This is a genomic window from Bifidobacterium sp. ESL1118, assembly GCF_058505595.1.
Genome location: NZ_CP196371.1, coordinates 1,022,948 through 1,049,274 on the forward strand (window position 1 = coordinate 1,022,948; position 26,327 = coordinate 1,049,274).

Here is a 26,327-nt window from a genome sequence, read left to right on the forward strand (position 1 = left end):
TTTGGCGCTGTGGGATCGGAGGTAGATGATGTGTCCTTACGATGCAAAACAGAGATGTCCATACAGGAAGGTGTTTTATTCCCGCAATAGGGTGTACATACGAGTTTTAGAATTATATGCCGCCGTATTGCTCATCACGTTGTTGCTTGCAATAACCTCCGCTGCGGGGTATCATCATGTGTTCGAACATCATGTTTCGGCGATCCACCCCAAATCTATGGTGCAGGACGATTCTCAAGGACATGTTGTTTTTGGTGATTGCATTGACAGCAGCAACGATGGAAAAATACAACATATCGTGGTGGACGATCATTCGAGTGTTGGGGTTTCAGCCCACCAGTCGATGCAACGAAGTGGATGTACAGCGCCGTTGGGCTGGCCTGTGACACCACATGTGATCGTCCGTGAATTCAAGGCACCCTCGGGTCGCTTTGCCTCAGGCCACCGTGGAGTGGATATTGCCACGACACCTGGAGTCGTATTGCTTTCACCAGCTGTTGGTGTCATCAGTTTTTCCGGTTTGGTGGCTGGCAAAAGTGTGGTGAGCATTCACATGAAAGAATTCACATTGACATTTGAACCTGCTATCAGTGAGCTTCCCGTCGGCACGCCAGTGGTCAGGGGTGCTCCATTCGCTGCTGTGTCAGGAGTCTCAGACCACTGTCTGGCATCTTGTGTTCATTGGGGTGTCAGGCGTGGGGTGTCAAATTACACCAACCCACGTGTTTTAGCGACATCTCAGAAAATAGTGTTGAAACCCACTGAACAGCAATGATGTCATACGTGTTCTTGCCATTATAATCCACGTTGTTTGAACAAAGTGAAACCTGCCGAACGGTAGGTGATTCTTTGATTGGACGGGTGTAATCCGTAAGGGAAGGCTGCACCGTTTTGTCAGTCAAGTAAGATGTCTTTTGCCGGCAGGTCTACAGTCCGGCATCCGCCATGGTGACATAACCAGGATCGATCATGTCTTTCTTGAGATTGCTGGCGCTGACCGATATGAGGTTCGCCGTTATTACAGGCACGTTCGCACCATTGACTTTGCGATTTTTTGAATATGGTGGAGTCGCCTTTCCGGGGTTGAGAACCAGTGAGGAATTTGCCTTGGCAATATGATTGGCGACAGTGTTGAGATCCTCCATACCTGTCATCCACTGTTTTCCGTTCACGATATTGGGAAGCATATCGATATAGGCTCCGAAGCCTGTCACGATGGGCCAAGACATGTCCTCGTCGCTTGAACCTGCATCAGAGTTTGACTGTTGTGACCCGAGAGTTGTCTTCCGGTCCGGGGATACGGATGAGGAATTCTTCTCACCGCCATCCGAAGCGTTGTTGCCTGATGGGAGCCCCACATCGCTCTTTGGTTTTGGAACCGACTGTCGTTTCAGACTCTTGCGGCCTGTGATGGTGCCGATGATTCCGGAAACTGAAATATCGGGATTGATATCTGCGCTTGTTCCCTCGTATTTCAGACTCGAGAGTCCACTGATGACACCGTTGCTGGCGAAATCATTCATGGCGATGATGCCGTCGATATGGGCTGTCTTGGCTGTTTTCCCATCAGAGCTTTGCTTCTGGAGCCGTTTTGATAGCTCGTCCGAAATTCCCTGCGATTTATCTGCAGCACATGTCACCTGTTGCCAATCGGCCTCGGTCGTTTGAGCGTTGAGGCGATTGGAAGGACTGATGATTTTTCCTTCTTTAAAATAGGGCCCCAGCACCGACCAGACACCTTTGAAGGCTTCTTTTGCAAATATGTCTTCAGATGAGCCTGTAGTTGTGGAGCCATTAGACGAAGACGAGTTTGTTGAATCATCTGTGTTGTTTTTACCAGTAATCGTATCAAGCAGTGATTCGGAAGCTGTATGACTGGGAAGCATGATCTCCACTGATTTTGGATGATTAGTTGTTGCCTTGTCGACTGCGAGTTTATCAACAAGCTGCTGTGCCTCTAGTGATCCGATCCGTTGGGGAGTAGACATTTCAACGAACAGATCCGGTGTGAAGCCTTTGACCGACTGTGAAATTATGATGATATGGGCTCCGGATTTATGTGCCAGCTCCAAAGACGAGGCCAGACGACTGGAGGTTTTTTTGCTGACGCGTGGAGTTGTGTTGTCTTCACTGCCTTCGTTGCCTTGAGTGGATTGCGATTGAGGATGTGTCACATAGTCGCCGTATTGATTGTCGTCGCTGTTGAGGGACGGAGCGAGGATGATGGTCGTGTTCCTTGTTTGAGCAGTCGAGTCCGTCGAAAGTGTGTTGACGACATAATCCTGTACGTCGCTGCTCTGTTTGTCTGCATCGCTTGAAGTCTTGACGGAAATTGACTTGGCCGGGATCCCTGTTTTTTGGAGCTCATTTGTTAGGATCGGAGTGAATTTTGCCCATTTGTTGAGTGGAGTGTGCTGTGAAATCGTAATGCCGTCTGAAGGGACGAACAGGGCGATTTGGGCGGAATGCAGTTTTTTCTCAATGGCGGAGCTGTCTGAACCTTGGGCGGGCTGTTCTGTGTTCTTGGACATGTCTGCGCCACAGCCACCTAAAGCAAACAGGAGCGAGGCACAAGACAAATACGCTGCTGACCGTCTCAGCACTTTTCTTACCACTACTGCACTACGCAAACTCAATTCCTTGGTCCAAATAAACTACGTTCGAATCGATTCTAGCCCATAGCCATCCTGAAGACAGATGTCCGGTCCAATCAGTCAGCACCGATCTCCGATCGCAGACCTTCCTCCAATGCATCCATGAAACTTTCCGTATCAAGCCACGGTTGTTCGGGCCCTATGAGCAAGGCCAAATCCTTGGTCATCAATCCGGATTCCACTGTTCTGCGGATGACGCGTTCCAACGTCCTGGCGAAATTCGCCACATCAGGAGTGCCGTCGATTCTTGCACGCTGCTTCAGTGCTCCGGTCCACGCGAATATCGAGGCTATCGGGTTTGTCGACGTCTTTTCTCCTTTCTGCCAGCGCCGGTAATGCCTTGTCACTGTTCCATGCGCCGCTTCCGCCTCGACTGTCTGCCCGTCAGGTGTCATCAATATGGAGGTCATCAAGCCCAAGGAGCCAAACCCTTGAGCCACGCAATCGGATTGCACGTCACCGTCATAGTTTTTGCAGGCCCAGACATAGCCGCCATGCCATTTCATGGAGCTTGCCACCATGTCATCGATGAGGCGATGCTCGTACGTCAGGCCCGCTGCCTCAAAGCGTGTCTTGTATTCGGTTTCGTAAATCTGCGCGAAAACGTCTTTGAATCTTCCATCATACGACTTGAGAATCGTGTTCTTGGTCGAGAGATACACCGGATAGCCTCGTTGCAAGCCATAATTAAAACATGCCCGTGCAAAATCGGCAATCGAACTGTCCAAGTTATATTGTACTTGGGCCACGCCGGCTCCGGGATAGTCATAGACGACATGCTCTGCCGGTGCACTGCCGTCAGCTGGGGTGAACGTCACGGACAAACGGCCTGGACGGTCCACTGTAAAATCAGTGGCTTTGTATTGATCGCCGAACGCATGCCTGGCTATGATGATAGGCTCATCCCAGCTGCGTACCAAACGAGGAATGTTCTTCATCACGATGGGCTCGCGGAAAATGGTACCCCCTAGGATGTTGCGAATGGTGCCGTTGGGGGATTTCCACATTTTCTTGAGGCCGAATTCTTTGACCCTGGCCTCATCGGGAGTGATTGTTGCACATTTCACGCCCACATGTTCGCGTTTGATTGCCTGTGCCGCGTCAATGGTGACTTGGTCATCGGTGGCATCTCGGTTTTGGATGCTCAGATCGTAATAGTCCAGATTGACATCAAGGAATGGAAGAATGAGACGTTTTTTGATATCGGCCCAAATGACGCGTGTCATCTCATCGCCATCAAGTTCTGCAATAGTGCCTTTTACTGTTATCTTATCCATTATTCCTCCAACAATTGGCGCCCAATCGAGGTGTCGGCATAACACATCTGCCCCTGCGATATTGCTCAGGCCATCGTACAGGACAAAACACGAATCATGTCAATTCTCATTCCGGCTCAAGGATATGACACAAGCGTTTCTTCAACACGCACGTTTATGTAATGTGGACATCTCAACACCTGTCTTTCTACGGCGTGACTTGCAGCTGCAGGCGAGATGTCGAGGGGGCCAAAGCGCTGCCTCTGATGTTGGAAACCCAAGCAATGGTCAAACCTGAGCACTAGGTTTAGAGGTATGACTCAGGAAATAGAAATTGGTCTCGGCAAAAACGGTCGCAGGACATACTCTCTCGACGATATTGCAATAGTTCCTTCGCGCCGTACAAGAGATCCACAAGATGTTTCCACGGCATGGCAGATTGATGCTTATGAATTCGATGTGCCTGTCATTGCAGCTCCAATGGATTCCGTGACGAGTCCGGCCACTGCCATAGCGATGGGAAAGCTGGGTGCGCTAGGTGTGCTAAACCTCGAAGGTTTGTGGACCCGTTATGAGAATCCTGAACCACTGCTTCAGGAGATTTCGAATCTCGAAGACACCGATGTGACTGCAAGAATGCAGCAGATCTACGCGGAACCGATAAAACCCGAGTTGATAACCGCCAGGCTCCAGGAAATTCGGGAGGCCCATGTGCCGGTGGCGGCCTCGCTTTCGCCCCAGCACACGCAGGAGTTCGCCGATACCGTAGTCAACGCTGGGGTGGACTTGTTCGTTATCCGTGGAACAGCGGTTTCAGCCGAACATGTTTCCAAAGATCATGAGCCGTTGAATTTACAGAAATTCATTTATGAGCTTGATGTCCCAGTCATTGTGGGTGGGGCGGCCAGCTATGCTGCAGCCTTGCATCTTATGCGCACCGGTGCCGCAGGAGTGCTGGTCGGATTCGGAGGAGGAGCTGTTTCGGCCACCCGCTCGACTCTGGGTGTCGAAGCACCTTTGGCTACGGCGATTGCCGATGTTTCCGAGGCGCGTAGAGATTATATGGATGAGTCGGGTGGCCGCTATGTGCAACTCATCGCCGACGGGGGAATGGGGAATTCAGGGAGCTTCGTCAAGGCTCTTGCCATGGGGGCTGATTCCGTCATGCTCGGAGCTCCGCTTGCCCGTGCAACTGAGGCGCCGGGTCTGGGTATGCATTGGGGTGCGGAAGCCTACCATCCTTCTTTGCCGCGTGGCTTTCGGACCCATGTCGGTACTGTTGCTCCTCTGCAGCAGGTTCTTTATGGGCCCAGTCACACAGCCGAGGCAACAGTGAACTTCGTGGGAGCATTAAAGCGTACCATGGCTTCGTGTGGCTATGTTGACCTTAAAAGCTTCCAGCGTTGTGAGGTTGCAGTCATCGGTGACTGATGGCATTGATGTGTCAGATGCAGTCTATGTTCTCAATGATGAAAAAATAGACTGTATCGTTTATTGTGTATAGCGATTTGAATAAGTTCTCTTTTGAAATAGATAAATTTAACTCATTTGAGATATAATAATTAGAAGTTACTCACTTATCCACAAATATATCGATGTGATTTGCATAATATTTAATGTTCTGCTGTTCTTATTAAGACGATTGCAATGGGCGTAGAGGGCCGATTGCAGCTTTCCCTGACAGTTCGCGGCACAAGGATTAAACATGGTAGACGATTCAGATGCAATCAAGAACAGAGTTGATTTTTCTGGCAGACATGCCAATGATGCTTATGAGGGGCAATCGATTCTTCCTCGATATGACGGCAAGATTCACATGGAGCTGTCAAATGATCCTGTCACGTTCCACTTTACGGGTTGTTTTCCCTGTGAAATCAACGAATCGGAATGTACTAAAATGGCGCTGCACCTATGCCGTCTGGCATGTATGAGCTTAGACGTGGTTCGCGGTAAGATGCCTGCAAAGAATCTTGAACGTCGTATGACGAAGCCGTGCATCAACAAGCTTGTGACCATGGCAAAACTCGTTGACATCCAAATGCGCACCGATCCAGAACTCAGACGTGCGATATATCCGTTCCCCGCCATTCCCAAGATGATGGACGGCATGTTGAAGAGTGAATGTGACTTTGAAGCTTCGGTCTGCGTGCAAACCGGTCAACTGGTATATTGGATTTCAATCGTGCTGCGGCATGCCAGCAGTCGTTGGATCTGTGATTTTGCCGACATAGGATAGGTTTTGATGCCTAATGCATATGTACTATCCGTTTGGTTACGTAGCCGAAAGTTACGGTTGCGTAATTTTGGGGTCACTGACCGATATAGTACTGTATATGCTTAGAGAATTTCAATTGGACCCGGTGACTTCAACAACCGACAAAGACACCATCTACTCCCTGTTGCAGCATCGTGAGGAACGAGATCCTGATGATTTGGTTGCACAATGGAAGGACGAGCAGAGCCACACCTGGCATGATGTCACGGCTACTCAGATGCTTTCCGAAGTCCGCGATGTTGCCAAAGGTTTGATGGGTCTGGGAATCAAAAGCGGGAACATGGTTCTTATATACGCGGCTACATCATATGAGTGGGGTGTCACAGATTTCGCTTGCGCCGCCATAGGCGCGATTAGTGTGCCCGTATACGAGACCGATTCACCTGAACAGACGCGCAATATTGTCAAATCGATAAAACCCAGTGTCGCATTTGCAGGAGATAATGCTCACGCACAGATTCTTGAACAGGTGAGTCATGAAAGCGACGATCTCGAATACGTGTTCAATTTCAAAGACAACGGTCTAGATGCCGTGCGTCAATACGGGGCATCGATAGACGACTCAGAGCTGGATCGAGCCATTTGCCGGGTCAGCGCCGACGACGTGGCCACGATAGTCTACACTTCCGGTTCCACCGGTGCTCCCAAGGGGGCCATGCTTTCGCATCGAAATTTCGTGTCTACATGCTTTATAGGTTGGGCGGTTCTTGAGGATATGCTCCAAAAGCCCAGTCGTCTGCTGCTTTTCCTTCCTTTGGCGCACTGCTTTGCACGGTATATTCAATATGTGGCCATTGGCGCCCAGGGTGTGGTTGGGTACACGTCGACGACCAAACATCTTCTTTCCGATTTACGCAGTTTTAAGCCGACGTATCTTCTGGGAGTTCCCCGAGTATTCGAAAAGGTCTATAACGCGGCATCGCAGAAGGCCGGATCGGGTTTGCAAGGGTATGTCTTCTCCAAAGCGGTGCAACATTTCATCAAATGGTCAAAAGACGGACAGGAAGGTACCGGTCATACGCCTGGTGAGCGAGCCATGCATTGGTTCTACATGAAGACCGTCGGGTCTTCGGTAAAGTCCGCTATGGGTCCGAATCTCAAGTTTGTGGCATGTGGTGGGGCGCCCCTCAATCCTGATCTGGCTCATTTCTTTAACGGCATTGACGGTATTACCCTTATCCAAGGCTATGGCATGACGGAAACGGCTGCTCCTTGCGTTGTCAACTTTCAGGACTTCAACAAAGTGGGAGCCGTCGGCAGGCCGGGTCCTGGCATCGGTGTCAAATTGGCTGAGGATGATGAACTGCTCATCAACGGCGAAGACGTGTTCCTGGGATACTATGGGCAGCCCGAATTGACTGCTCAAGTCCTTGATTCCGATGGATGGCTCAAAACCGGAGATATCGCAACGATCGACGACGACGGCTTTGTATACATCACTGGACGCAAGAAGGACATCATCATCACGGCGGGTGGCAAGAACATCAGTCCTGCACCCATGGAGGAGGTCATCGAAACTTGCCCTGTGATCTCTCATGCCGTGGTTCTTGGCGACGGCAAGCCGTTCATTTCCGCACTCATTGAACTCGACGAGTCGATGACCCGTAGTTGGCTTTCCCAACATGGTATGGACACGCAGATGCCCATGAATGAGATTGCCACCAATGACGCCATTCGCTCCTTTGTCCAGCAATATATCGACAAGGCCAACAGTAAGGTCTCTCGCGCTGAATCGGTGCGAAAATTCGTCATTGTTCCCGATGAATTCACACAAGAGGCGGGCACGCTGACACCGAGCATGAAAGTCGTCAGGCCCGAAGTGCTGAAAAAGTATACCGATGTCATTGATAAGCAGATTTACACTCCAAAATCTTCCGCAAAGTCCGCTCCTTCGGCTGCAGTCGAATTCATTGACAAGACCACTGAGGGTGTGCGCCAGGCGGGCAATACAGTCACTCCGCTCATGCGCAAGGCGGTTGACCAGGCGAAGCATAGCGTCAATGTGTACCGCAAAGACAAGGAAGAAACAGAAGAAGGGGGGCAGCGACAGCCCTGACGATCATGAACTTCGTCTCTGATGCTTGTAATCTGTGATTTCGCAAGGCTCATGCCGTTTCATGTCTGTGTAGGATAGACGTGATTCAAATTTTACTTCGGAAATGTACAGGTGACAGATAGCTTGTGGCAAAGCTAAATTGGCTTGAGTGCTAATTCCACAGTGTTCATTAGAATAGTTGCCAACTGTGCTTACGGATGTGAGCGATTGCGTTTGAGAAATCAGGAATGAGGAATAGAGAGTTGGCATTACGTGAAATCCGTGTCGTACCAGACCCCGTGCTGCGGACACCATGCGATTCAATCAGCGAAATCACACCGGCGGTTCATCGTTTAATCACCGATTTGCTTGATACTGTGGACGATCCCGGCCGCGCTGGTCTTTCTGCGAATCAGATTGGCGTAAGCTTACGGGCATTTTCGTACAATATCGAAGGCACCCTTGGTTATGTCATTAATCCGGAACTCATAGAGACCAGTGGCGAGCAATACGGCGACGAGGGATGTCTTTCAGTACCGGATTTGTGGTATAAAACACGTCGGGCCGACTATGCCAAGGTACGTGGAATCGATTTGTCGGGTAAGACCATAATCGTTGAGGGCAAAGGGATTATGGGCCGTATGCTTCAGCATGAAACCGACCATCTTGACGGTCACGTGTACCTCGATCACCTCGAAAAAGAGCAACGCCGTGAGGCAATGAGATATTTGAGGAACCATCAATAACCTTTGATCATGCATTACGTTCCAGGCGAAGAATAATACCGAGTTCGTGCTAGCATATATTTTGTATGTGTCAAATGGCTGGGACGTATTTCACGAGTTCGCACTGGCCACAATTTTTTATTACCGATAAGGCACATAAAATCGCGTCATGCTCGTGAAGGACTGTGTCGGTCGGCGCTTGTTGAGGCGTTGCACGCAGATTCGCATGACCAGGCAAGAACCGACAGAAAGGTTATATTATGGCACAAATCACCATGAGCGAGATGCTCAAGGCAGGTCTTCATTTCGGGCATCAGACTCGTCGTTGGAATCCGAAGATGAAGCAGTACATTCTCACTGAGCGTAACGGCATCCACATCATCAACCTCTTCAAGACACTTGATCTGATCAACGTGGCCTATGACTTTGTGAAGACCACTGTGGCCCACAATGGAACCGTGCTTTTCGTGGGAACGAAGAAGCAGGCTCAGGAGGCAATCGCTACACAGGCCACCCGTGTCAGCATGCCGTACGTATCAGAGCGCTGGCTTGGTGGCATGCTCACCAACTTCCAGACCGTCACCAAGCGTGTCTCGCGCTTGAAGGAACTCGAAGAGATGGACTTCACCGATGTTCACGGTTCGGGGTTGACGAAGAAGGAGCTCCTGTTGCTTGAGCGTGAAAAGGATAAGCTTGAGAAGCAGCTCGGCGGTATTCGCAACATGAACCGTACCCCCTCGGCATTGTTTGTTGTCGACATCAGCAAGGAGACCCTGGCTGTCGATGAGGCGCACAAGCTTGGCATTCCTGTCGTAGCCATCGTCGATACCAACACGGATCCTGATCTCGTCGATTATCCTATTCCCGCAAATGATGATGCCATCCGTGGTATCGAACTGCTCGTAGGCCTGATGGCCGACGCCGTGGCCGAAGGTCTGGTTGAGCGCAGCGGCAAGGCTGAAAAGACCGAAGACAAGTCCGAGCAGCCAATGGCGGCATGGGAGAAGGATCTTCTCACCGATTCGTCCGTCTCGGCAAGTGCAGAGACCGTGGCGAAGCAAGAGGAGACTCCTGCGAAGCCGGCTGAGACCGAGAACAAGCCTGCAGAGGTCTGATTCACGCATTGTTGTTTTGTGCTTGCAATTGCGTAATCAGTCGTTGCAAGCACAAAATGATATCTAGGTAACGTATTCATAAGTTGTATTGAGGAGAAAAACAATATGGCAGCAGTAACTGCAGCATTGATTAAGCAGGTGCGTGACGACACCGGTGCCGGTATGATGGACGTCAAAAAAGCGCTCACCGAAGCCGAAGGCGATGTGGCTCGCGCGAAGGAAATCATTCGTGCAAAAGGCATTCAGGCCGCTGGCAAGCGCGAGGGACGTAGCGCTCAGGAAGGCACCATTGCCTCCCGCGTGGTAGATAGCGCCAATGGCCAGATTGGTTATGCCGTTGAGCTCAACTCCGAAACCGATTTCGTGGCAAAGACCCCGAAGTTCGTCGCGTTCACCGACCAGGTTCTTGACGATGCCATTGCAGCCGGCGCTTCCAACGCAGATGAAGTGCTTGCGGCCAAGTCGGCTGATGGAACCGTCAAGGAGAGCGTGGAGGAGGCCGCCGCACTCTTCGGCGAGCATGTCAAGGTCGGCCAGGTCGCCAAGGTCGAAGGCGAACGGGTCGAGATCTACGCCCACAAGAAATCCGCGGAGATGCCACCGAGCATCGTGGCCATCATCGCCACGGATGAGGCTGGTTCGAAGGTGGCCCATGAGGCCGCCCTTCAGGTTTCAGCCATGGGAGCCAAGTGGCTTTCCCGCGAAGACGTGCCGGCTGATGTCGTCGAGTCCGAACGTCGTGTGGCAACTGAGAAGTCTCAGGCTGAAGGCAAGCCGGAAAAGATTATCCCGAAGATCGTCGAAGGCCGTATGAACGCCTTCTATAAGGAGAACGTGTTGCTTGAGCAGGAATACGTCAAGGACACGTCCAAGACCGTCGGCGACCTGTTCAAGGAAGTCGGTGGCAAACTCACAGCCTTCGCTCGCATCGAGGTTGGCAAGGGCGAAGAGAAATAGTATTTTCTAGTCCGGCTTGGTCATTGTAGAGATAGGCACAAACCATATATGCACTGCCAGAGGTGCATATATGGTTTTCTTTTTGCAACATCCATATTGCTTCATATCGACGTGTCGCCGTGAAACGGTATCCTTAACATGATTATGCCGGATTCTGATGAAAGGCGCCTGATGGCTGAGGACAAATCGGACAGTAAACATAGACGTATCCTGCTCAAACTTTCCGGGGAGGCATTCGGTGGAGGTAGAGTCGGCATTGACACTTCCGTTGTTCGTAGAATAGCCAAGGAAATACATGCTGCCGTACTTGCCGGAGTGCAGGTCGCCATTGTTGTGGGTGGAGGAAACTTCTTCCGTGGGGCTGAGTTGCAGCAAGCTGGCATCGAACGCTCCCGAGGCGATTATATGGGCATGCTCGGTACGGTGATGAATTGCCTTGCACTGCAGGATTTCCTGGAGCAGGAGGGCCAGGCAACGCGCGTCCAGACAGCCATTGCCATGGGTCAGGTTGCTGAGCCCTACATCCCCCTGAAGGCCATACGTCACTTGGAAAAGGGTCGTGTGGTCATTTTCGGAGCAGGAGCGGGCATGCCATACTTTTCCACAGATACCGTCTCCATTCAGCGATCATTGGAGATTCACTGCGACGCGGTGCTCATGGGCAAAAACGGTGTGGATGGCATCTATACCGCCGATCCTCGCAAAGATCCCATGGCCAAGATGTTCAAGGCATTGAGCTATAAACGTGCTCTGGTCGACAACCTGGCGGTCATGGACGCCGCTGCCCTGTCAATGGCGCGCGACAACGACGAACGCATACGCGTATTCGGTTTGGAAACCGAAGGCAACGTCACGAAGGCGTTGGTTGGTGAGTCAATCGGAACTTTGGTCTCCAATGCAGAAAGCGCTTTGGTGCAGGAGTGAGTGACTCGAGGGACAACTCAATCGGGTAGAATCAAGATAACGAATTAATCATCAATGACAACACGTTCATGGCGCGTTGGGGACTGGAGTATTCATGGCAAGCATCATCGACCAGGTAAAGGGACAAATGGAGAAATCCGTGGAGGCCACCAAGGAGAATTTCTCTGGGATTCGCACCGGGCGGGCCAACCCCGCACTCCTTAATGGATTGACAGTAGACTATTATGGCGTGCCGACTCCCATCAAATCTTTGGCCACCATCGGTGTGCCCGAACCACGTACTTTGGCCATCACACCCTTCGATGCCTCTCAGGCAGGGGCGGTGGAGAAGGCCATAAGGGACTCAGACCTCGGTGTCAGTCCTCGACGTGATGGCAATGTCATTCACGTCACCATGCCGGAACTCACCGAAGACCGACGCAAAGAGTATGTCAAACTGGCAAAGACCAAGGCAGAAGACGGTAAGGTGGCTGTACGTAACATTCGTCGCAAGACCAAGGAAACCATCGACAAGTCCGTCAAGGATGGTGATTACGGCGAAGACGAGGGCGAGAGACTCCAAAAGGAGCTTGACTCGGTTACCAAGTCTGTCAGCGAGGACATCGAAAAGCTGCTTGAAACCAAACAGAAGGAGATTATGGAGGTCTGAGTCGTTCTCAGATATCTGTACGGCGAAGGTGAGTAAACAACACATGCAAACAGGCACTGCTGACCCGGAATCGAAGAATTCGCAAACGAAGCTCAGCCAGATCAATCAGAAGACCGGTCGAAACATGCCTCAGGCTGTGGGAACCGCAGTTGTGCTGATTGCCTTACTGGTCGCGGCGATGCTCATCCGCATTGATCTGCTGATGTGGGTGATTGTGGTCTTCATGTTGCTGGCTCTTTGGGAATTACGGGTGGATTTCGCCGTCATCGACCTTCATATTTCTGTAGTGGCCTTGTGGATTTGCTGCACACTGACACTGGCTGCGACGTTCTATGTGCCACAACACGGTCTGGCTGCCACGATGGGCATTGCCCTTTCAACTGTGATTGTTGCCATTGCTGCCTCTTTCAAGCACGGTGGCACCAACAAAACGTTGTCGAAAGCGGTTGCGGGGAAGGCCAGGAGCGAGAGCGGAACGTCTGATTCACATCATGATGAAACACAACTGGTTTCGGCAGATGATTCCAATCAGGCGTCATCAATAGTTGGCTCTTCTGTGGCGCGCAATATGTCGGTTTCCGTGTTTCTTGTACTCTACATTGCCGCACTCGCCTCATGCATCATTCTTCCCCTTACATTCGGCGGTCACCCCGTGGCCCATGCCATCATGGTGATCTTTCTTCCGGCGTTAAGCGATACTGGTGGCTTGCTCATCGGTGCATGGCTTGGTAAGCACAAGCTTTCGCCACGTATCTCTCCCAAGAAATCCTACGAGGGACTTGCCGGATCAATCGTATTCGCCATGATGGGGGCATTCACGGTTTTTGCCATAACATACCCAGACCGTTGGAGCGCGCTCTGGTGGGTTTCAGTCGTGATCGGCATCGTCGTTGGAGTGCTCGGAACATTCGGTGATCTGTGTGCTTCGATGCTGAAACGTGACATGGGCATCAAGGACATGGGTCATTTGCTCAAAGGGCACGGCGGAGTGATGGACCGTGTTGACTCCATTCTGCTTTGCGCCCCGTTCTTCACACTGATTCTTTTGGTCATGGGCCTATAAAAAGCTTCGTTTCTTCATATTGCTTCATCAACGCAACCTTGGGATGATTCCTAGGTTGACCTTCATTCATGATTGGATTGAAATGTCTGATTCCGTTACAACGATCACAGGCCAAAGTGGTTCCGATATACAGGTGCAACAGCCAGACAACGAGTTGGAAAGCGGCATCACCCAAGGCGGTGTCAGCGGTGCTTTCCGTGATGTGCTTTCCAAGGACCATGCCCGTCGAGGCAAACCCCCATTGCACTTCGCCGATATGACAGACCAGGAGCGCATCGCCATTGCGCAACGGATGCATCTGCCAAAATTCCGAGTCAAGCAGTTGGCCAACCATTATTATCAGCATTTCGATGCAGATGTTTCTGCGTTTACGGACTTTCCAGCTGCCAAACGTCAAGAGGCGCAACACGGCTTCTTTCCAGCGCTCATCCATGAAGTCACACATCAGGTGGCTGATGAAGGCACCACGGTGAAGACGCTATGGGAACTCTTCGACAGATCACGCATTGAATCCGTGCTCATGCGTTATCCAAACCGCGCCACGCTCTGCATCTCCAGTCAGGTCGGCTGTGGCATGGGTTGTCCGTTCTGCGCCACAGGTCATCTCGGGCTTACACGCAACATGTCCGCAGGAGAGATAGTTGAACAGGTGCGCATTGCCGCCGGCATCATGGAACGAGGCGAAATCGCCGGAGGGCCGGGAAGACTGAGCAACGTGGTGTTCATGGGCATGGGAGAGCCGATGGGTAATTACAGATCCGTCATGAAGGCAGTGCGCCAGATCTGTGCAACACCGCCTGATGGCTTCGGAATTTCGGCACGCAACATCACAGTATCGACTGTGGGAGTGGTTCCCGGCATCAAAAAACTTGCAAACGAGGGAATCCCAGTACGGCTCGCAGTCTCGCTTCATGCCCCAAGCGACGAACTGCGGGATGAGCTCGTGCCGATGAACCGACGTTTCAACACCACCCAGGTGCTCGATGCCGCGCATGATTACTTCTTGGCCTCTCACCGGCGAGTAAGCATCGAATACGCCCTTATGCGTGGCATCAACGATCAGGCGGAACATGCCACGCTTCTGGCCAAACGGCTGAACCATTACGGAGACAACTGGGCTCATGTGAACCCGATTCCGCTCAACCCCATCGAAGGGTCACGTTGGACCGCATCGAAGCCCGAGGATGAGCGCCGTTTCTTGGACATCCTGCATAGCCACGGGATCACGGCCACGTTACGTGACACTCGCGGGTCGGACATCGATGGGGCATGTGGGCAGTTGGCGGCGCGCAATCTCCCATCACAATGAGGAATTCTCTTCAAGGACTGCCCGATTATCCACAAGTGGGTGTTGCGTTGGATGCTCAAGGCCACTCGGCCAAGCTTACGCCAGCGCAACACCCACTTGTGGATAATCCGCTCTGTGCGGGGATGGGGATCGTTTAGAGCGAAACAGCAAGATTCCATTGGAGATTGATGCCATGAAATGTCTCAAGAGGCTATTGGGCTGATGATTTGTCTCCGCCTATATCTCATGGGTTTGGGAGCCTATAGTATGAGACGGAGCAGAGTACCTGATCTTTGATGAGTTAGACTCGATGGTTGTACATGATTGACAGGGGGCATAGATGGCGGTGACCGTGCGGGTGATTCCATGCTTGGACGTCGACGATGGACGCGTGGTCAAAGGCGTGCATTTCGAGCATCTGAAAGATGCAGGCGATCCTGTGGAACTTGCAGCCCGCTACTACGATGAAGGCGCGGATGAACTGACGTTCCTGGACGTCACCGCCTCGAGTTCGCATCGTCAGACCATGTTCAATGTGGTGACGCGTACCGCGGAACAGATTTTCATACCCCTCACCGCAGGTGGTGGGGTACGCACAGCGAACGACGTGGACGCTTTGTTGCGTTGCGGTGCAGACAAAGTGAGTGTGAACACCGCTGCCATCAAGAATCCCTATCTTATCAGCGAAGTGGCTCAACGTTTCGGCAATCAGGTGTTGGTGCTTTCCGTCGATGCACGGCGCGAACAGGGTGAGCGTCACACCCGATCCGGCTTCGAAGTCACTACCATGGGTGGCCGGCACTCGACTGGCATTGATGCACTGTGGTGGGCCGAACGTGCACAAGAACTCGGTGTCGGCGAGATCCTTCTGAATTCGATGGATGCCGATGGCACGCAGAACGGTTTTGATCTGCCGATGATCAGTGCCATGCGCAAGGTGGTCAAGCTGCCGCTGATTGCCAGCGGGGGAGCCGGTAAGTTGGAGGACTTCCCACCGGCCGTGGCTGCCGGCGCCGATGCAGTACTTGCAGCTTCGGTGTTCCATTACGGCGTCTTGACGATTGGCCAAGTCAAGCAAACGCTCAAGGAGCACCACTATGAAGTCAGGCAAATGCAGAATATGATTCTTTAGTCCGCAGAAGCACATCTCAATTTGTGAATCGAAACCATCAATGACTTTGCCGCAAAGGCAATACGCGAAGAGGGAATCTCATGACCACACCGACAACGAAGACTTACAGCAATGCTGCCAGGCAATCTGCGACCGCTACAGAAACCAGTGTCCAATCTCTTGACTCTGCCATTGCTTCCCGTCTCAAACGGGATGCCAAAGGTCTTGTGGCCGCGGTGGTGCAGGAATACGACACCCACGAAGTGCTGATGGTGGGCTATATGGACGACGAGGCGTTACGACGCACACTGACAACAGGACGGGTCACGTTTTGGTCACGCTCACGACAGGAGTATTGGCGTAAGGGCGATACCTCCGGCCATGTGCAATATGTGAAGTCTGTGAACATCGACTGCGACGGAGATGCTCTGCTTGTTGAAGTCGATCAGGTAGGGGCAGCCTGCCACACCGGTGCGAGGTCGTGCTTCGACGCCGGCGGTCCACTTCCGGTCGTCGTTGGACACCGTACGGATCAAGAGACTGGTCAATGAGTACGTGCAGCGTTGTCAATCTGCCTTGGGGAGGCACTTGGCCTTCAAGAGAGCAGTTTCATGACCTTGCCATGCAAGGATATCGTTTCATACCTGTAGTACGCCGCCTGCTCGCAGACTCACTGACACCGGTGGGGTTGTACAGTCGCCTGTCTCACGGGAAAAGTGGCACTTTTATTTTGGAGTCAGCGGAATACGGCGGTGTCTGGAGTCGATACAGCTTCATTGGAGTCAGCTCCCTCGCCCAGTTGGGTTCGAAAAACGGCCAGGCGAATTGGCTTGGAACAGTGCCTGCTGGCGTTCCTCGACATGGTGACACCATCGATGTGGTCCGGCAGACCTTGGATGTGCTTAAATCACCGACCATTGAAGGACTTCCGAATTTGACCGGAGGGTTGGTCGGTTCTGTTGGCTGGGATTCCATGCGTCATTGGGAGCCTGCCACCGTAGGCAGCGCGGCTGATGAGACCCATCAACCTGAACTGGCATTGGCCTTGGCTACAGACCTGGCTGTTGTGGACCACTCGAATGGCACGGTCTGGCTTATTTCAAATGCAGTCAACTTCGATGATCGACCAACCAGAGAAGGTGAAGCCTATGAGGAGGCCGTCGCCCGACTCGATGACATGGAACGTAAGGCGGCGCAACCGGTTGAGGGAGAATCCAAGGTCAATGTGCTTGACACCTCGTCGCCTCAGCAAGAACTTGAGTTCAGAACAACGAAACAGGACTTTATGGATGCCGCGGAAGCGGCCAAACGGTATGTGGTCGACGGCGATGTGTTCCAAGTGGTCATCTCCCAGCGTTTGGAGGTGGATTCACCTGCGGACCCATTCGACGTATACCGCGTCCTGCGCACCATCAATCCAAGCCCCTATATGTATTTCTTTGCACTCACCGACCAGGACGGACATGAATTCAACATCGTAGGTTCCAGCCCAGAGACCCTCATCGAAGTCAAGGACGGACAGGCCATGACCTATCCGATAGCCGGATCCAGGCCACGCGGGAAAACCGAGGAGGAAGACACGCGCTTGGCTGACGAACTGTTGGCCGACCCCAAGGAGCGCAGTGAGCATACGATGCTCGTCGATCTTTCCCGTAACGATTTAAGCAAAGTATGTGTCCCCAACAGCGTGGATGTGGCATCACTCATGGATATCCGACGATTCAGTCACATCATGCACATCTGTTCTACAGTGACAGGCACTGTACTGCCGACCCTCGGTGCGCTGGACGTGTTCATGTCTGCGTTCCCGGCAGGCACACTTTCTGGGGCCCCTAAGACACGAGCAGTACAGATCATCGATGCTTTAGAACCAGCTGACCGGGGCGTCTACGGAGGGGCTGTCGGCTACTTCGATTTTGCTGGCAACATGGACATGGCCATTGCTATTCGCACGGCATTCCTCAGGGAACATAGGGCCTATGTGCAGTCCGGCGCCGGCATTGTTCTTGACTCTGTTCCAGAAAACGAGTGGCAGGAGAGTCGAAACAAGGCCGCAGCCAGCGTGGAGGCCGTTCAGATCGCCGCACAGTTGAGAACAGTGTGACGCTTGGGCTTACAAGTCATCTGGGTCTGTAATGTGCTGCTCGTCAATATGGTGTTACTGGCATGTGCAGTAGTAAAAAGCAATGACAACTGTCTTAATATATGGACATTCTGTTCATATTTCAAGATTCAACCTATTAATGGCATTCGCCACCGGTTATGCTGAGACATGAACAGGAGGCAGCAATGTCAGTACTTGACGAATTGTCGGCAGGCGCGCTCGAAGATGCGCAACTCCGTGAGCAATCCATATCGCTCGAACAACTTCAGGAGATGGCCGCCAACGCCACTGCACCGGTGGATGCTACGCGATGGCTTCGTCAAGATGTTGGCATTCCCGTTATCGCTGAAATCAAACGGGCATCGCCTTCCAAAGGGCATCTCAATGATATTCCAGACCCTGCAGCCTTGGCCAGGGAATACGAGGCCGGGGGAGCATCGGCTGTTTCCGTTCTGACGGAAGGCCGTACATTCCTGGGTTCTCTTGATGATTTCGACCAGGTTCGCCAAGCCGTTCATGTTCCGGTTTTGCGTAAGGACTTCATCACCACTGATTACCAGATTTGGGAGGCGCGAGCCCACGGCGCCGATATGGTGCTGCTCATCGTGGCTGCGCTGGACGACGCAAATCTCAAGCAGCTGCTGGAATTGTCCGAGCACCTGGGCATGACCGTACTGGTGGAGGCACATACGCGCGAGGAAATTGATCGCGCAGTCAAGGCCGGGGCCACAGTCATCGGCATCAATGCCCGAAACCTCAAGGATCTGAAGGTCGATGTCGGCAAATACAAGGAGCTGGCCAGCGACTTGCCTGCGCATGTCGTCAAAGTGGCGGAGTCGGACATTTTCGGGACAGTGGAGCTGGAAGACTATGCCAAGGCAGGTGCTGATGCCGTTCTTGTGGGTGAAGGAGTAGCCACTGCCGAGGACCATACACTTGCGGTGCAGCATCTTGTCATTGCAGGAGCCAAGGTGAAAGCTTCGACTACGATGCCGCTGAGCCAGCATCAAGGTCCTTATTTCGGCCAGTTCGGCGGCAGGTATGTTCCAGAGGCACTCATTGGTGCGCTGGACGAACTTGAAGACGTGTATAGCAAGGCCGAAGTGGACCCTCAATTTCAGCACGAGCTGGCTACGCTGAGCCGCGAGTATGTCGGTCGTCCCTCACCGCTGACAGAGGCACCGCGCTTTGCCGAACGACTCAACAAACGGACAGGGCTGAACGCTCGGGTGTTCTTGAAGCGCGAGGATCTCAATCACACCGGCGCACACAAGATTAATAACGCCTTGGGTCAGGCGCTCATCGTCAAGCGGATGGGCAAGCACAGGGTCATCGCCGAGACCGGTGCCGGACAGCACGGCGTTGCCTGTGCCAAGTTCGGTCTCAAGTGCCGTATCTACATGGGGCAGATTGATGCCCGACGCCAGGCTTTGAATGTGGCGCGTATGCGCATGCTCGGCGCCGAGGTGGTCGAAATAACACAGGGCACGAAAATCCTCAAAGATGCCATCAACGAGGCGCTTCGCGACTGGGTTACCAATGTGGAGGACACGCACTACATGCTCGGCACCGTGGCTGGTCCACATCCGTTTCCTTCCATGGTACGGGACTTTCAAAAAGTAATTGGCGAGGAAGCCCAGCGCCAGTTGCAAGAGGACTATGGCATCGACCACCCCGATGCAATCTGTGCCTGTGTGGGCGGCGGTTCGAACGCCATCGGCGTGATGAATGCGTTTCTTGATGATGAACGTGTGAATCTCTACGCCTTCGAAGCTGGCGGCCATGGACCGCAGTCCGGCGAACACGCCATCCGACTCGCTCCCGGAACAGGGAAACTCGGGGTCTTCCAAGGTGCCAAGTCGTATCTGTTGGAGAACAACGAAGGTCAGACGCTTGACACTTATTCGATTTCCGCAGGGTTGGACTATGCTTCGGTGGGCCCCGAGCACGCTTGGCTCAAGGAGATCGGGCGTGTGAACTACAGCTACGCCACAGATGAGGAAGCCATGAGCGCGTTCAAGGACCTCTGTGAGACGGAGGGTATCATTCCAGCCTTGGAGTCCGCCCACGCCGTCGCAGGAGCGTACAAGGCAGCAGCCGACCTGAAAGATAAAGGCTACACAAGCCCAAACATCATCGTCAACATCTCCGGAAGAGGAGACAAGGACGTGGCCACGGCAGGCCGTTGGTTCGGTTATTTGACACCGGAGCAGAGCGCCGCGCTCGGTGCGAATTCGGCCACAGGCACATCGCTTGATGGAGCCGCCCAGCAGGGTGCAGCACGTGCAGAAGGGAACAAGTGAATCATGAAATCAGTTGAATATCGCAACTTGTTCGATTCGCATATATGTACAGTGGCTCCAGATGGGTCTACAGATGGGCCATCTAACGCAACTCCTTCCGGCCAGCCGCTTGGGTTTTCGAAGCGTCCGAGCCTGACTGCCACACGCATTGACGAGTGCTTGTCTTCCGGTCGCCCGGCGTTCATCGGTTACCTTCCCTATGGTTTTCCCGACCCACAGACTTCGCTGACAGCGTTCGAGGCATTGGTGAAGCATGGCGTCGACATCGTGGAGATTGGTCTGCCCTACACCGATCCCGTGATGGACGGTCCCGTTATCCAAGCTGCCTCACGCATTGCGTTACAGGCGGGAGAGCATATCGGCGAAGTGTTCAAAGCCGTTGAGGCGGTGGCCAACGCCGGAGGCGTGCCGCTGATCATGGGCTATTGGAACCTTGTCTTCCATTACGGTGTCGAACGGTTTGCCACCGATCTAGCCAATGCCGGAGGAGCGGGCATGGTCACCCCTGACCTCATTCCCGACGAGGCCGGTGCATGGTTCGAGGCCTCCGAGCGCCACGGGCTCGACCGCATCTTCCTGGTCTCACCCGATTCAGCGGATGAACGGCTGAGCCTGGCGGCCCGCAACTACCGCGGCTTCGTCTACGCCACAAGCCGTATGGGGGTCACTGGCGAGTGCAAGACGCTGAACGCCACGCCTGAACGCTTGGTGGCGCGTATGCGCAAAACCGGAGCCGAACATGTCTGCGTGGGTATCGGCATTTCGAACGCTGAGCAGGCTGCGACGGTGGGCAAGTACGCAGACGGAGTCATCGTCGGCTCGGCATTGGTGCGTACCTTCCTCAACAAGACCTGCACCAAACCGGTAGACCCACAAACCGGTCTGAACGCACTGGCCGCCAAGACTGAAGAACTGGCCCAAGGTGTCGCTGCGGCACATCAATAAAACACTGTTACAGTAATTGCCACCAAGCCTTATATGGGCTGCATTCGGGTGGCGGGATGCCTGTTCACCCCGCCATCCGAATGCTTCCTACACAAATCAGCAGCGCTGACGGTATGGAGATAAATGGCAACGAAATATACAATGGGGGGGTCTTGTATACTTACTTTTGTAATATACACCACATTTGAGGATTCCATGGATTACGAAACAAGTGCTCCGACGAGGTTGCCCGAAGCGGTCCGCATCAATGCTTTGTGCAAGAATTTCGATGGCAAGCAGGCCGTCGACAATCTCAACCTGACCATTCCAGTTGGTTCGTTCTACGGACTTGTGGGGCCCAACGGCGCCGGCAAGACCACCACGCTGCGCATGATGACAGGTCTGCTCAAGCCTGATGGCGGAACCATCGACGTATTGGGCCACGACGTATGGAGCAACGTCAATGCCGCCAAACGCCTGCTCGGCGTCATGCCGACGAGTGAGCAGATTTTCAACAGGCTCACCGGCCTGCAATTGCTCATCTACTCGGGCATGTTGCGCGGCATGAAACGCGCAGAGGCCATCGACCGCGCCCAGGATCTGCTGGTTGCCTTCGACTTGAAGGCGAGCGCCGGCACCATGGTCAAGGACTATTCCACCGGTATGACCAAGAAGATCTGTCTGGCCAGCGCCATGATCGCGAACCCGCGCATCCTCATACTCGACGAGCCATTTGAATCCGTTGACCCCGTTTCTTCCGCCAATCTCAAGGACATTCTGCTGGAGTACGCCTCGACGGGCGGCACAGTCATCATCTCCTCGCACGTCATGGCACTGGTGGAGCACATGTGCACGCACGTGGCGGTCATCGACCACGGTCAGGTGAAGGCAGCCGGCACGCTGGCGGAGGTTTCGGCGGGAGAGGACTTGGAAGACAGATTCCTTGATTTGGTCGGCGGTAGGCACGGCGCGGCCCATCTGAGTTGGCTCGACGGTGGACATGGTGACGGCGAACAGAGCGCGCAGCAGCCTGATTTCCCGACCAAATTTCCGGAGCACATCAGCGAAGGGATGACGCGATGAAGACGGCTCTGACCACCGTGCGGATGCGTTGGTCCATCACCTGGGCAACGATCCGTTCGTCGAAATGGCAGATGGTGAATTACGGCATCACCTGGCTGTTCGCCTTGTTCCTGGTGTTCACAGTAGGTAAGTCAGCGTTCGATGCCAAAGATGCGCTCAATGGTGTATCCGGCATTCCTGTCACTGCATCGATGTTGGCAACCATGATGGTGCTCATCGCATTCATGCTCTCCATCTTCGTCATCGTCTTGCAGGTGCTGTACATCGGGCAAGGTTCAAGCCTTGATCCGAAGCGTTTCGAACTTTACGGCATTCCAGATGCCGAGCTTCAAGGCGGCATGCTACTTTCGGGGCTCAGTGGCACGCCTGCGGTCACCTGCGTTCTGGCGCTGCTGCTTTGGTCCGTGGCTTACCTGCCACTGGGCCCTGCGGCATTCATCACCGGTCTTTGTTCGGCGTTGCTGTACGTAGTGACGTTGATGTGTCTGTCGAAACTGTGCGTTTCGCTGTTCAATCTTGCAGCGCACTCAACAGTTGTGGAGACCTTGCTTTCAGCGGCACTCGTCGTGCTGATCAGCGCCGTCTCAGGCATGTTCTCGGGCTGGAGCGCCACCACCACACCGACCGATCGCGTGGCTGCGCTGGATGATGCGCTGGCGCAAACAAAAGGGATCGCCTCTTTCGGTGCGTGGACCCCGTTCGCAGCGGCCATCCAATTACCATTTGACGCTGCAGGCGGCCATTGGGCCGCACTGGTCGTAAGGCTGCTGATACTCGTTGCCACTGGCGTGCTGTGCTTCCTTGGATCGGTATGGTGTCTACGTTTCCGGCGCGTGCATACACCAAAGGTGCATGAAAAGAAGTCAGTACAAGGCATCGGCGCATTCTCATGGATGCCTGACAGCGCGTCCGGTGCCATGAGCGCGCGCCTGGCCACCATGATGAGGCACGACCCGCGTCAGATCATATCCTTTGCGTTTCCCGTGCTGCTTACGGCGCTGTTTGGCTTCACCTTCATCAAGGAAGGGTCACGTTCATCTGTTTGGATCGCCCTGCTTGTCGGCGGAGTCTTCATGGTCATGTGTGAAAGCAACGGCCTGGCGTACGACGGCGAAGGGTTGACCATGCAGATATTGGCAGGGACAAGCGGCAAGGACGACAGACACGCGCACGTCCGTCTCATCGGCTCCTTGGCCACCGTGTATGTTCTTGCGATGGCTGCGGTCCTGCTGTTCGTCAGCGGCGACTGGAGCAGTCCTCAAGGATGGTCCCGAGCGTTCTGCGCAATTGCGGCAAGCCTCGCCATTCCGTACGCCATGCTTGGACTCGCCGAGGTCACCTCGTGCACGATGCTCTACCCCGTGCCTTCCATCGAACGGCCGATGAACACACCGCAAGGCAGGGCAACCGCCCAACTGGTGTTTCCACTTGTATATTTTCTGCTTTCGGCGGTCGTCATGATTCCCGCTATCGCAACGGCGATCGTCGGTCTCTTCCTTCTCGATTTCGGCAATGCCTACTTCGTGACCCTTGGACTAGTCGCCTTGGCCAATGGACTGATCGTGCTGGCGGCCGGCACGGCAATCGGCGGCAGAATCTTAGATAAGCGCCAGCTACGTATCCTCGAGACCTTGCAGGCATACGCCACGCTCCAACAGTAGGGCTAGGATGAGGTTCATGACATTGGCTTACATCCCCTCGCCGTCAATCTCGCAATTCTCTATCGGCCCGGTGACCATCCGCTTCTACGCGTTGTGCATCCTCGCAGGCATCGTATTAGCCGTCTGGATTACCAACCGGCGTTGGAAGCGCTATAGTGGTGATTTTGACCAAATTCTCGACATCACCCTATGTGCCGTGCCGGCCGGCATCATCGGCGCACGTCTGTACCACGTGGTCACCACGCCGGAACGCTTCTTCGGACCCAACGGCAATTGGGTCGACATCTTCAAAATCTGGAACGGCGGACTTGGCATCTGGGGAGCGGTGCTCTTGGGTGGCCTTGCCGCCTGGGCATGGTGCCGGCACAAGCATTACCCCATGGCGCTGCTCGCCGACGCCTTGGCACCGGCGCTGCTCGTCGCCCAGGCTGTGGGCAGGCTTGGCAACTGGTTCAACCAGGAACTCTATGGCGCTCCAACAACCTTGCCTTGGGGTTTGAAACTCAACTACTCGGGAGGGGCAATCGGTGGTAGCGAGCAGTGCTATGACGGCCTTTCCTGCCCGACTGGAACACTCTTCCAGCCCACATTCCTATATGAGCTCATCTGGAATCTCATCGGTGCCGCGCTCATCGTGTGGATTGGCAAGAAGGCCGCCCGAATGCTCAAGGCTGGTTCGCTCTTCACCATCTACATCATGTGGTACACCGCAGGTCGAACTTGGATCGAGGCGCTTCGCATTGACTTCGCCCATGAGTTCCTCGGCGTGCGTATCAACGTGTGGGTCTCCATGTGCGTTTTTTCGGCCGGTGTGATTGCATTCGTAGCCGTGCAACGTCTAGGCAGCCCTACGAATGAGCTAGCAGAACGGCTCCGTACGCTCACTGAGGCCGAGCATATGGCCGAAAACGCTGGGAATGATGGCAAGAGCAACTCAGTGGCCGCCAGCACCGGTAATCACGCCGCATCGAAAGCGCAAGATACTGATTGAGCTAGTAACAACTTGCAATAACACGTTGGTCTGCCATTTCGGATGTGTTCAGCATCTGTGCCAAAACAGCGGTCCAAAGCTTGAGCTGCGTACGTTAAAGACCTTTAGACTAGGTGAGTCCATAATCAGAAGGCTCGTCTGCAATATTGAATAGGATAGATAAACATGACAATCGAAATAGCTCCTAGTATTTTATCCGCTGATTTTTGCAACTTGGAGCGTGATCTCAAGGCGATAGATCACGCAGATATGGTTCACGTTGATGTTATGGATCACCATTTCGTACCAAACCTCACCATCGGCGAACCGGTCGTGAAGAGGATCTGCGAAGTTACCGACCTGCCTGTGGATGTCCATCTGATGATTGAGGATCCGGACCGATGGGCTCCTGAATATGCCAAGCTTGGCGCATCATCCATCAGTTTTCATATGGGCGCCACGCATGCGCCTGTGCGTTTGGCACGTCAGTTGCATGATATGGGTTGCAAGGCATGCTTCGCAGTACGCCCTGCAGAGCCTGTGGAACCGATTTTTGATATTGTCTCTGAATTCGACATGATTCTTATCATGACGGTGGAACCCGGCTTCGGTGGTCAGAAGTTCCTCGACAACCAGATGAAGAAGGTCCGTAGGCTTCGTGACGAAATCACCCGTCAGGGCCTCGATACGAAGATTCAGGTCGACGGGGGAGTCGGTCCCTCAACAGCCCATATTGTCGCTGAGGCCGGAGCCAATGTTTTGGTTGCTGGTTCCGCGGTATATGGAGCGGACGACCGAGCCGCAGCAATCGATGACATTCGTTCCCTGGCGCAGGCCGCATATCAAGGTTGACACCTGCAGCGAGTTCACCACGAGGGTGCTCGGCGGATTCATCCATGTGCTCTACTGTATTAACAAATCGTAAACCATGGAATATGAAATACTGTGAAAGAGAATTACCATGAAGACATTTGAATCATTGTTCGAAGAGCTCAGCGAAAAAGCCGAGAGACACGACCCCACTTCACGTACCGTGGCTGAGCTGGATCAGGGTACGCATTATATCGGGAAGAAAATCAACGAAGAGGCTGGCGAGACTTGGTTGGCTGCGGAATATGAGGGAGCCGACCGGACGGCTGAAGAGATGAGCCAACTTATTTACCATGTGCAGGTTATGATGATAAAACGGGGAATAACGCTGGAAGACATCTACAAGAATCTGTGATTGCC

General features: G+C 53.4%; 23 protein-coding genes. 21 read left to right on the forward strand and 2 right to left on the reverse strand.

Annotated features, from left to right (window positions below; all coding sequences use genetic code 11):
* The first annotated feature begins 127 nt into the window (after positions 1-127).
* Positions 128-775 carry a M23 family metallopeptidase gene (locus ACSYSS_RS03995; RefSeq protein WP_491702802.1) on the forward strand — a complete coding sequence of 216 codons (648 nt, stop codon included), beginning with the start codon at positions 128-130 and terminating at the stop codon, positions 773-775.
* A gap of 151 nt (positions 776-926) precedes the next feature.
* Here ACSYSS_RS03995 and ACSYSS_RS04000 read toward each other — a convergent pair whose 3' ends face one another.
* Both ACSYSS_RS04000 and ACSYSS_RS04005 read right to left on the reverse strand, forming a co-directional pair.
* A complete protein-coding gene (locus tag ACSYSS_RS04000; protein ID WP_491702803.1) occupies positions 927-2,531 on the reverse strand; it encodes a substrate-binding domain-containing protein in 1,605 nt (534 codons plus the stop codon).
* 179 nt (positions 2,532-2,710) lie between these two features.
* A complete protein-coding gene (locus ACSYSS_RS04005) occupies positions 2,711-3,931 on the reverse strand; it encodes an NADP-dependent isocitrate dehydrogenase (protein WP_491702804.1) in 1,221 nt (406 codons plus the stop codon).
* A 294-nt stretch (positions 3,932-4,225) separates the two neighbouring features.
* Between ACSYSS_RS04005 and ACSYSS_RS04010 the strand changes: the two genes are divergently transcribed.
* The 20 genes from ACSYSS_RS04010 to ACSYSS_RS04105 all read left to right on the forward strand — a co-directional run bounded on the left by ACSYSS_RS04010 (position 4,226) and on the right by ACSYSS_RS04105 (position 26,322).
* Positions 4,226-5,341, forward strand: a complete 1,116-nt coding sequence (locus tag ACSYSS_RS04010) for a GuaB3 family IMP dehydrogenase-related protein (protein ID WP_491702805.1) — start codon at positions 4,226-4,228, stop codon at positions 5,339-5,341.
* A 274-nt stretch (positions 5,342-5,615) separates the two neighbouring features.
* Positions 5,616-6,146: a hypothetical protein gene (locus ACSYSS_RS04015; RefSeq protein WP_491702806.1), complete on the forward strand. Its 531-nt coding sequence runs from the start codon at positions 5,616-5,618 to the stop codon at positions 6,144-6,146.
* A 97-nt stretch (positions 6,147-6,243) separates the two neighbouring features.
* Positions 6,244-8,241 carry an AMP-dependent synthetase/ligase gene (locus tag ACSYSS_RS04020; protein ID WP_491702807.1) on the forward strand — a complete coding sequence of 666 codons (1,998 nt, stop codon included), beginning with the start codon at positions 6,244-6,246 and terminating at the stop codon, positions 8,239-8,241.
* A gap of 242 nt (positions 8,242-8,483) precedes the next feature.
* Positions 8,484-8,966, forward strand: coding sequence for a peptide deformylase (gene def, locus ACSYSS_RS04025; protein ID WP_491702808.1), 483 nt, complete (start codon positions 8,484-8,486; stop codon positions 8,964-8,966).
* Between the two features lie 239 nt (positions 8,967-9,205).
* Positions 9,206-10,060 (forward strand): 30S ribosomal protein S2, encoded by an 855-nt coding sequence (gene rpsB, locus ACSYSS_RS04030; RefSeq protein ID WP_491702809.1) that lies wholly within the window; start codon positions 9,206-9,208, stop codon positions 10,058-10,060.
* Between the two features lie 105 nt (positions 10,061-10,165).
* Complete coding sequence (tsf, locus tag ACSYSS_RS04035) at positions 10,166-11,017, forward strand: translation elongation factor Ts (RefSeq protein ID WP_491702810.1); 852 nt, start codon at positions 10,166-10,168, stop codon at positions 11,015-11,017.
* Between the two features lie 171 nt (positions 11,018-11,188).
* On the forward strand, positions 11,189-11,941 hold the full coding sequence (gene pyrH / locus ACSYSS_RS04040) for a UMP kinase (RefSeq protein ID WP_491702811.1): 753 nt from the start codon (positions 11,189-11,191) through the stop codon (positions 11,939-11,941).
* 94 nt (positions 11,942-12,035) lie between these two features.
* The gene (frr, locus tag ACSYSS_RS04045) at positions 12,036-12,590 is read left to right on the forward strand and encodes a ribosome recycling factor (RefSeq protein WP_491702812.1); all 555 of its coding nucleotides are present in this window, start codon (positions 12,036-12,038) and stop codon (positions 12,588-12,590) included.
* A 43-nt stretch (positions 12,591-12,633) separates the two neighbouring features.
* Positions 12,634-13,653 carry a phosphatidate cytidylyltransferase gene (locus ACSYSS_RS04050; RefSeq protein WP_491702813.1) on the forward strand — a complete coding sequence of 340 codons (1,020 nt, stop codon included), beginning with the start codon at positions 12,634-12,636 and terminating at the stop codon, positions 13,651-13,653.
* Positions 13,654-13,780: 127 nt separating this feature from the next.
* On the forward strand, positions 13,781-14,962 hold the full coding sequence (gene rlmN / locus ACSYSS_RS04055; RefSeq protein ID WP_491704215.1) for a dual-specificity RNA methyltransferase RlmN: 1,182 nt from the start codon (positions 13,781-13,783) through the stop codon (positions 14,960-14,962).
* 319 nt (positions 14,963-15,281) lie between these two features.
* On the forward strand, positions 15,282-16,073 hold the full coding sequence (gene hisF / locus ACSYSS_RS04060; protein ID WP_491702814.1) for an imidazole glycerol phosphate synthase subunit HisF: 792 nt from the start codon (positions 15,282-15,284) through the stop codon (positions 16,071-16,073).
* A gap of 80 nt (positions 16,074-16,153) precedes the next feature.
* Positions 16,154-16,603, forward strand: a complete 450-nt coding sequence (gene hisI / locus ACSYSS_RS04065; RefSeq protein WP_491702815.1) for a phosphoribosyl-AMP cyclohydrolase — start codon at positions 16,154-16,156, stop codon at positions 16,601-16,603.
* Positions 16,600-18,156, forward strand: a complete 1,557-nt coding sequence (trpE, locus tag ACSYSS_RS04070; RefSeq protein WP_491702816.1) for an anthranilate synthase component I — start codon at positions 16,600-16,602, stop codon at positions 18,154-18,156. The genes hisI and trpE overlap by 4 nt, the downstream gene beginning before the upstream one ends.
* A gap of 185 nt (positions 18,157-18,341) precedes the next feature.
* Positions 18,342-20,459 (forward strand): tryptophan synthase subunit beta, encoded by a 2,118-nt coding sequence (gene trpB, locus ACSYSS_RS04075; protein WP_491702817.1) that lies wholly within the window; start codon positions 18,342-18,344, stop codon positions 20,457-20,459.
* A 3-nt stretch (positions 20,460-20,462) separates the two neighbouring features.
* The gene (trpA, locus tag ACSYSS_RS04080) at positions 20,463-21,404 is read left to right on the forward strand and encodes a tryptophan synthase subunit alpha (RefSeq protein ID WP_491702818.1); all 942 of its coding nucleotides are present in this window, start codon (positions 20,463-20,465) and stop codon (positions 21,402-21,404) included.
* A 195-nt stretch (positions 21,405-21,599) separates the two neighbouring features.
* Positions 21,600-22,466: an ABC transporter ATP-binding protein gene (locus ACSYSS_RS04085; protein ID WP_491702819.1), complete on the forward strand. Its 867-nt coding sequence runs from the start codon at positions 21,600-21,602 to the stop codon at positions 22,464-22,466.
* Entirely contained in the window at positions 22,463-24,127 is a 1,665-nt protein-coding gene (locus ACSYSS_RS04090; protein ID WP_491702820.1) for a hypothetical protein, read from the forward strand. Before ACSYSS_RS04085 ends, ACSYSS_RS04090 begins: the two co-directional genes overlap by 4 nt.
* Before the next feature lie 16 nt (positions 24,128-24,143).
* Positions 24,144-25,118, forward strand: coding sequence for a prolipoprotein diacylglyceryl transferase (gene lgt, locus ACSYSS_RS04095; RefSeq protein WP_491702821.1), 975 nt, complete (start codon positions 24,144-24,146; stop codon positions 25,116-25,118).
* Between the two features lie 165 nt (positions 25,119-25,283).
* Positions 25,284-25,949, forward strand: a complete 666-nt coding sequence (gene rpe, locus ACSYSS_RS04100) for a ribulose-phosphate 3-epimerase (RefSeq protein WP_491702822.1) — start codon at positions 25,284-25,286, stop codon at positions 25,947-25,949.
* A gap of 109 nt (positions 25,950-26,058) precedes the next feature.
* Entirely contained in the window at positions 26,059-26,322 is a 264-nt protein-coding gene (locus ACSYSS_RS04105) for a phosphoribosyl-ATP diphosphatase (RefSeq protein ID WP_491702823.1), read from the forward strand.
* Positions 26,323-26,327: the final 5 nt, after the last annotated feature.

Excerpts from the sequence above, each read along its gene's own strand:
- ACSYSS_RS04000 (WP_491702803.1), bottom strand. The coding sequence starts at position 2,531 with ATGTCCAAGAACACAGAACAGCCCGCCCAAGGTTCAGACAGCTCCGCC.
- ACSYSS_RS04005 (WP_491702804.1), bottom strand. The coding sequence starts at position 3,931 with ATGGATAAGATAACAGTAAAAGGCACTATTGCAGAACTTGATGGCGAT.
- ACSYSS_RS04010 (WP_491702805.1), top strand. The coding sequence starts at position 4,226 with ATGACTCAGGAAATAGAAATTGGTCTCGGCAAAAACGGTCGCAGGACA.
- ACSYSS_RS04015 (WP_491702806.1), top strand. The coding sequence starts at position 5,616 with ATGGTAGACGATTCAGATGCAATCAAGAACAGAGTTGATTTTTCTGGC.
- ACSYSS_RS04020 (WP_491702807.1), top strand. The coding sequence starts at position 6,244 with ATGCTTAGAGAATTTCAATTGGACCCGGTGACTTCAACAACCGACAAA.
- rpsB (WP_491702809.1), top strand. The coding sequence starts at position 9,206 with ATGGCACAAATCACCATGAGCGAGATGCTCAAGGCAGGTCTTCATTTC.
- tsf (WP_491702810.1), top strand. The coding sequence starts at position 10,166 with ATGGCAGCAGTAACTGCAGCATTGATTAAGCAGGTGCGTGACGACACC.
- pyrH (WP_491702811.1), top strand. The coding sequence starts at position 11,189 with ATGGCTGAGGACAAATCGGACAGTAAACATAGACGTATCCTGCTCAAA.
- frr (WP_491702812.1), top strand. The coding sequence starts at position 12,036 with ATGGCAAGCATCATCGACCAGGTAAAGGGACAAATGGAGAAATCCGTG.
- ACSYSS_RS04050 (WP_491702813.1), top strand. The coding sequence starts at position 12,634 with ATGCAAACAGGCACTGCTGACCCGGAATCGAAGAATTCGCAAACGAAG.
- hisF (WP_491702814.1), top strand. The coding sequence starts at position 15,282 with ATGGCGGTGACCGTGCGGGTGATTCCATGCTTGGACGTCGACGATGGA.
- hisI (WP_491702815.1), top strand. The coding sequence starts at position 16,154 with ATGACCACACCGACAACGAAGACTTACAGCAATGCTGCCAGGCAATCT.
- trpE (WP_491702816.1), top strand. The coding sequence starts at position 16,600 with ATGAGTACGTGCAGCGTTGTCAATCTGCCTTGGGGAGGCACTTGGCCT.
- trpB (WP_491702817.1), top strand. The coding sequence starts at position 18,342 with ATGTCAGTACTTGACGAATTGTCGGCAGGCGCGCTCGAAGATGCGCAA.
- trpA (WP_491702818.1), top strand. The coding sequence starts at position 20,463 with ATGAAATCAGTTGAATATCGCAACTTGTTCGATTCGCATATATGTACA.
- ACSYSS_RS04085 (WP_491702819.1), top strand. The coding sequence starts at position 21,600 with ATGGATTACGAAACAAGTGCTCCGACGAGGTTGCCCGAAGCGGTCCGC.
- ACSYSS_RS04090 (WP_491702820.1), top strand. The coding sequence starts at position 22,463 with ATGAAGACGGCTCTGACCACCGTGCGGATGCGTTGGTCCATCACCTGG.
- lgt (WP_491702821.1), top strand. The coding sequence starts at position 24,144 with ATGACATTGGCTTACATCCCCTCGCCGTCAATCTCGCAATTCTCTATC.
- rpe (WP_491702822.1), top strand. The coding sequence starts at position 25,284 with ATGACAATCGAAATAGCTCCTAGTATTTTATCCGCTGATTTTTGCAAC.
- ACSYSS_RS04105 (WP_491702823.1), top strand. The coding sequence starts at position 26,059 with ATGAAGACATTTGAATCATTGTTCGAAGAGCTCAGCGAAAAAGCCGAG.